1 protein-coding gene is annotated in these 7,472 nt (G+C 45.3%); it reads right to left on the bottom strand.

Annotated elements, in window-relative coordinates; genetic code table 11:
* Positions 1-278: 278 nt before the first annotated feature.
* Positions 279-7,139, bottom strand: coding sequence for a hypothetical protein (locus ACO0LB_RS20160; RefSeq protein ID WP_423052424.1), 6,861 nt, complete (start codon positions 7,137-7,139; stop codon positions 279-281).
* Positions 7,140-7,472 lie beyond the last annotated feature (333 nt).

Below are 7,472 nucleotides of genomic sequence, written 5' to 3'. Positions count from 1 at the left end.
ACAATAGGGCACGAGTCCCATGTCTTATACCATATCTCCTCAAGCCATCATCCCCTCTAACCGGGAATAAAAACCTCCAACAACTCGGACATACTGACCACTCTGCAAGGGACACATAGACTATCATCTATAGGGGAGTCATTCGTACACATTGAAAGGGGTAGAAAATTTTTGAAATCTAGTTAGATGTCGTAAGAGAGGGTAGATACTTAGGTAATGAAAAGATTTTTCTAAATCTATATTTTTATTATGTAGAATGATTTTACATTGTCTTCTCCTTAATCGGTCTCGAAACCGGGTAGCTTTCCGGCAAGGATGCGTTGGTATACACATTTGACATGTGGGGGCTCGTTTTCAAGAGGAAATTTCGACCTAGACAAGATCTCTAAAAGATTGCGGGTGTTCTCCATATCATCCACAAACAAGGGGATCGGTCTGAATTTCCACGGTAGGGTGTTCGTGGCATCTCCACTGATCGGGAAAGGTTGGTCACAGTATGGGATGGGTGTTGGGATTGCCTGGTAGATCCATCTTGGAAAGTCGAAACTTCTAGGAGACTTGAATTCGATCATACGAAGCTGTTTGAATACTCGTCTAAATCTACCGAGGATTGTCAAGACAGATTTCCGACTGGCAAGGGAAAAGTCCTCGTTCTTAATTCGCACTAGGGCTGAAAAACGATACCATTTCCGTGTTTCTGGAACGAGAGGGTAAAGGCTCCATCCACCGTCCATGCTTTGGAAGCAGACCAGTTCGACCTTGGCCATTAACTCCACAAACTGGAGCCAATAGAACTCTGGGGCGTCGTCAATCATTAAGGATATTCCATATGCAATAAAGAAATCTCTGATCAAACCGTTGCGGATCTTGGGAGTAAAATAACTGATCTGCCACGTTGCCGGGTGTCCTCGATGCAGTTTAACTGGGGCATAACTTCGACGCACAGACTCTAGGTACGTCATTGGGAAGTTGAAAACTCCCTTGATAGAAAACCGCTCTACAAAGGACAAGAGGTCACTGATCCAGCTATCTCTCATTGGTTTGTCGGACAGGTACATAGTGTAAGAAGGAGAAGGTTCCCGACATCCCCTTAAGAATTTTGGGGCATGATGAAACATGGTCTTGCAAAAATCCGAGTAGGAAATGTTTGCATATGTTCTGGATCTCTGAAGTCTTTTATCCTCGTCATCCCAAATGACTTTTACTGGCCAAAGGGGTTCAGGATGTTTGTTACTCAGGAACAAGTAAACTTCGGTATTTCCAACCCCGGAAAACACAGTCCGCAAAATCCGAACACTTCCAAAAATTTCCAGCCATTGATTCACCCCGTTGTATAAAAGATCCAGTGAAGACGCATATGTCTTGATAATCGCGGAGCGGAAACCAACCGCCCTAGACAGTTTTGTAAGATTCTCCCTGATCTTCAACTCTTTGACAGGATTATTCTGTCCAGCACCTTCACAGTCGCAGGTCAAGAGAGATCCTTGCCCAAAGTTCTTTGCAAGGACGTCAATAGTATGAGGATCCGTCAGATCTGAGATTCCTTCTTCAATTAACTGGAGCCCTAGAACCTTGGTGAGAGCTCCTTCGCAAGAATAAAGGGCTGCCGGCGTGTGACACTCTGAACCAGTGGTGGTGAATTCCTCAAGTTTATGCATGGAGTTGTACACGAACTTGAGCTGACCCCAAATTTTGGACAGGCAGGCACAGAAGCCCCCTTCTCCATCTCCCACCCCAAAGAAAGGGTCATCCAAGTAGGTAGGCAGGGTCCAATCCTTCTCTAATGCTAGATTCAGGATAGACACCATTTTGTATGTCGCCGTGGTGACAGTGCCGGCTGGTTTGTATAGATGGTTAATAATTGAAGGTTCAAACGTCAGATGTCGAGGAACCTCCTTAATCACTTGGGAAGGCTGATAGTGCCCAACAGATCGAACCTCCAATAACTCCTCACAAGAATGCGGTAAAGCCTTGACCTTGGCGATTTCGACGGCGAAGTCTCCTTCCTCTTGTGATGTTGCTTCTGCAGCTTGAAGAGTGTGGGGTCTGACTCTAGATGAAAGAAGGGCTGAAACTCCGTAATGGTTGGCTTGTGAGAATGTTAAGGGCTTTGCTTTTCGGAAATACCTCGAGGTGACAAATGAGGTGACCAAAGACATCGTTGCTCCATTTTCCCGCTCATTCAGTTTGACAACATCTAGAATGCAGCTGTTAGACCGAATGAGGAAGTCATCTGACTCCATATTAAGTTGTCGTAGATGATGGAAGAAATACCAGTATCTCGCATCGGGGTTTCCTTTTAACACTTGTGCCAGGGTCCATTTACTAATCGGATGGTTAGTAATTCCGGTCTTGATCAAGGTAATCTTACGATTCCTCCAGGACCCTTCTAGCCATCCGATGTACAGTCGTGGGAAGGAGTGGTTCAGGACAATCCTCTTAAAAACCTCAGAGAAGAAAGTGGCCTTTTGGACTGGACTCGGTGGACTGCCAACGGGGGCATTGACTTGAGGCCACATGCGTTTGATGGTAAGGACATGCTCTGTGTTTGTCAGTAAGGGAAAAAGAGGTTGATACCAGCCAGGTAGAATTCTGGAGATCATGTCTTGAATGGCCTTGAGCCAGGTAGACTGAGTTGAGGATCCCCGATGTAGATTGTGGGCGTGGATCCATGACATTCGTAAGACAAGATTGCAAACAAGCTCCACCAAGAAAGGAATGACATTGATTTTCAACAAGATAACGAGGGGAAGCTGGTACAATTTCCTTATATCGAAATCGGACTTGTACGAAGGGCTCGGGAGGCTATGATGATTCATCATGTCATTGCAAGCGGTTTGTATCAGCATGTCATGAAGTGATTCTGGATGTGTATCGCGATTAATCTCCTGTCTCTTTCCAAAAGTTCCTCCTATTTGCAGCAAGTTCGGAAGATTCTCCTTGCTCACCCAAAGGTAGGGGTTTTCAGTTTTTGGTGTTAGGAAACTCAGTTTTGCCAATTCCTCAAGGTCTGCCTCTATTTCAATGAGGGTCTCATCCAAGGACTCGACGCAGCCCTTGCAGTGAATATGATAGTGGTAGCACTGATTGTCAACAGGATGTCCTTTATATAGAGATTCCACAGAGAGGAGGTGAGAGATTGATAAAAAGATTGACTGAAAATGAATCTCCAAATTGTCCGTAACAGAGTCGACCAGGCACATCTCGGGTTTAAAGTTGTTTGTGTTAGATGAAATAAAAGTGCCCCCGGTCCATAAAATTGATGCGGTGCACATTCGGGAGGTTTTTATGTCATCCCATCTGTGTCCAACTGTTCCAGCAATTTGAGCGAATTCCGGAGTCAAAAACTCAACAGGGAGATCAGTAAGGGATTTGCAAACCAAGAGGATCAAATTCGCCAAATTGGATCCTCGAGGGGTCGCCCATCCGATCAACTGCAACAGCTGGAGCGCATTCCTTATGAGAGGGGGGGCCACTTCAATTAGCCTTTTCGCTTCATACTCAACTTTATTCGCAGTCCCACTCCCCAGGTAGCTAGTGTAGGGCCCCAGGGTCGGAGGTAATCCGGGTCGAGCAACTGAGTTGTGACCTGAGAGCCCAACCACATTCGTCACAACGTAACCAGATTCCTTGTTGGGATGGTTATCAATGTCGCAGTTGGCATTACTAGACACATGTCGGGATAACAGCTCCCAAGGAACTGCTACTGAGACTCCTTCTAGATCCTTTCCCCAAGAATCTCGCCGCAGTTTCTTGGCATATTTGTGTGAGCACGGGTTTACTAATACACAATGGTTTTGATCTTCTTCATGACGACTGATTGTGTGAAGCAGGCAATTGAAGAAATTCTGCTCAAACCTCCCAAACAGGTCAAAGAATGAAGGTGATCCTGACTTGAACTGGTCCAGCATATCCCCTCCGGTGGTGTCTAGATCATCATAGACCACTTGACGATCTTCTTCATGAGCAGCTTTCATTAATCTTATCAAGACACCGGTTCTGTTAATCTTCGACAGGGCTTGGTTGACCTTTCCAACAATGGTGGACTCGGTTATCGAACTCATAATCCGGGGGTGTATGACATTTGCCGAGAACAAGATGGTGGCTAACTGAGACTGATCCTCTGTTGCAAGTTCAAGAAACGAAATGAAAGCTTGATTTCTGGAGATCTCTTTTCCTCTTTCTATTAAAAAACTTTGAACCATCCCTTTGACCTTGTCCATTGACGTTGACGGATGCAAGAGGTTGAGTGAGTTGGGGTCTTGACACAGCATTTCAGGGTTCACTTCAGGAGACAAAGGGGGTTGTAGCACCCGGTTTAAAATTTTCTTTATGAACTGGTTAGTGGATCGGATATGGGCATCCATTAACCCCCGCAAATCCAAGGACAATTGGTCTGGAAACCCATGAATAATCAAGCTCCAATAATGGCACACTGGGAAACCCCCTAGGGATGAGGGAACTAGCAACAAAGAAAGTAACCCTTCTTGATTCATTTTTTGCAGGTTATCCCTCACCCGAGGGTCCAGTTCCACATCAAAAAGCTCACTTTGGCCTTGCACAGGTACCCTAAAGTGTCTGGTCAACTCAGAGTTCATTAAGGAGTGGTTTGAGAAGAATGGATGCCTTGTGTGAAGCTCAATGGCACAACTAGACTCAAAGGCAGCGATCATGTATGGTATCACCGGGCATGTGTCAGCTTCGGTTGCTGCAGATGCATTAGCGGTAATGGAAGAAAGTGTGGAGGACAAATTCTGCAACCCTTCATTGGTCATTCGCGTAGTCTTGATAATCTTTTTTAATGACTGACTCAAGGGCTCCCCCTTCAAAACAGGAAACTTTCCATATGCAAAGAAATTCGAAGACGTCCAGGTTTCTTCTGGCTTCAGAGGGGGGCCAATTAATGATAGGAACTGGTCGAGAGTCCTCAGGAACTCTTGATGCTTGACCCTTGGAGGGTCGGTGGTGTTTTTCTTATAGTTCAGAATCATTACTTGATTATCTCCTTGACCCATTAAATTGCAGGAGATTCCGTTTACAGAAGCAACATATTTTAAGGCCACAATTGTGAAGATTGTCCATCCCTTTTGCCGTAGTCCTTCTATTCCTCCCTTGTGATCACTCCACACGGTTAGACCATCCTTGAGTCTGTTCTTCGTTTCGTCAATCTCTGGTAAGACATATCCGTTGGCTAAGTAAAGTTGAGATTCACTGAACATCTCATAAGATCGTGAGAAAACATTTTCAAACCCGAACATATGGTCAAAGTCCTGAAAGAGGTGGGAGGTTTCCTGTTCTCGCATGTTCGAATTCCACTTTACGAAGTCCATATTGGTGACCGTCGTCAGGATCTCATCAGAATGCACCCTTAACTTCCGCGTCTCTTTCTGGATCAAGTTTCGGAGTTGAACTTGATTAAATGTCATAGTGATCTCAGGAAAATAAGGAAGTAGGTGTTCGGCTAGCATGGCTTCCGTAACCACCACATACAATCGCTTCTCAATCGGAAGCATTCCAAAGAATCGTCCATAAATGGATATTTCCTTTTCCTTTTCCCTTAATCCACAAACTTTTTCATTTGGGTCAAACCCCTCACGATCAATCTTTTTGAGTAGCAGTTCTGGATCAACCCAATCATTTTGCAGCCATTGATAGATGACAGATCTCTCAGCGGACGATCCAATCCCACCCCGCCGAATAGATTCAATCAGCTGGGTCAAGCCGAGAGATGTGGCACTGTCCTTGATCATGTCATTAAGCTGGAACTTTTTTGGAACAGCAAACAGTTGTTTGAAGCGGATGTATTCCCAGTGGTCTTTCACGTAGGATCTGGCGTTCCTTGGAAGAGGCAACCCTTGTTCTAGACATCTCCGCACGAGGGAGTCCTCAGGCATGGTCGGCAAGATCTCAATTGCTGGCCACCTGTGATTTTTCTCGTAATAGCTGGTACAGAACATCTCTCTCCAGGTAATCTTGTGGTGTTGGATGGCCAAGTAAGAAAAGACCCTGTTGGAGCAGGCAACTGATCTTAATCGTTGGAGGCCTTCAATCACATCAATGGAGGGATGACCCCAAATTCGATATAACCCGTGTAGCTGAGACAGTTTGTGGTCATTCATCTTCGTCAAGGTTGACAGTTTCAGTCGGTTCCAGTTTGAGGCGGCAAGTAGTCCTTGGTTTGACCCATCATCCTGAAGCTCGGTTTCCATATTTCGCAGGAAGGCTGTGGAGTCAACGATCTCGTCTTCGTGTTGGGACATTAATACTCCGTGAATCATCGGTTCCCATAGTTTTATCGATTTATATGCCTCGACGCCAAACAGCTCCAAGAGGGAGTCCCCCCACCCAAATGTGGTAAGGAGTTCATCCCAGGATGGGTAGTTCGCTTTCTTGAGGTCTCTCGCAAGTAGAGAGCTAAAGAGCGCAACCCATCTTTGACTTATTGAATCAACTATCATCAGATAGTGATCACGGCTGCCCACCCACAATTGGTTAGTCTTTTTGCAAGAAAAGAGAGCCAAACGGGGGGATAAGTAGACCTTCAGAGTGCTGGTGATCATCGCGGAGAAGAAAAATCGGTTTTGACCATTGGGGCCAAACGTTTGCTTCCATGGAGACATTGATCCGAGATCTCGAGACAGCTTATATTTCCCCGGCTTCGAGGTAAGGACAACACCTTGTTCAAGACGACATCTCATGTTGTAGAGAGACTGAAGCTGCTGGTAGTTGACATCTGTTTTAAGCATGGCCGGAATATTGTGGAGAACCTCAATTACCTGTTGGGGGACAAACTTGTGGCCAGTGAGATCAGTGAGTGTGACTGCAACTTTTAAGTGTTTCATAAAATTGAGATAATTCGACTCTTCAGGTGCATCGGTAAAACCGCAGTTGAAGATGTAAGGGAGCAACACCTGGGGGTTCAAGGTCAAAGCGGCAGGCGAAATTGAAAGCCCACGACATAGTCTCCGCATCTCGAACCAAAGGGCTTTTCGGTTAAACCCCCAGTTGTCTTTCACTCGCAGCTTCTGATCATCTATTGCTTGCTGAACCCCTAAATTGTGTAGGGGATTGTTAAGGTGAGTATCAAGGCAAGTGTCTTCAGTTTTGAGGTGAAACTCACTGTCTTTAAATTGGTCCATCTGATCATCCATTTCGATTTAGATCTTTTAATCGGTAAGCTTTTTATGGTTTTATATTTCCAATATTCTTTCTTAAAGATTATTTTGTCTTTACTTTTTCTAAATCTAGGGATTCCCAGGGCAAGAGTCAGTTAAGTGGGGAACTTATGAGCTGCCAAGCTAATATGTGCCGGAGGATGAGTCTAATCCAGTTCCCATTTGAGACAACAAGACACTTACTGATGCCTGTTGCTCTTCGATGAGGAGTTGACCAGGACTTGCTCCCCCGGTTGGGGAGTGTGGAATGTGGAGTCACAACCTAGTGTCAGTCTTCACTTCACTATTCTAACGGGC

The sequence above is a fragment of the Undibacterium sp. SXout7W genome (assembly GCF_049339385.1).
Taxonomy (GTDB): domain Bacteria; phylum Pseudomonadota; class Gammaproteobacteria; order Burkholderiales; family Burkholderiaceae_D; genus Undibacterium.
Note: the sequence above shows the minus strand (reverse complement) of the source record. Positions and strands in the feature narration are given on the sequence as shown.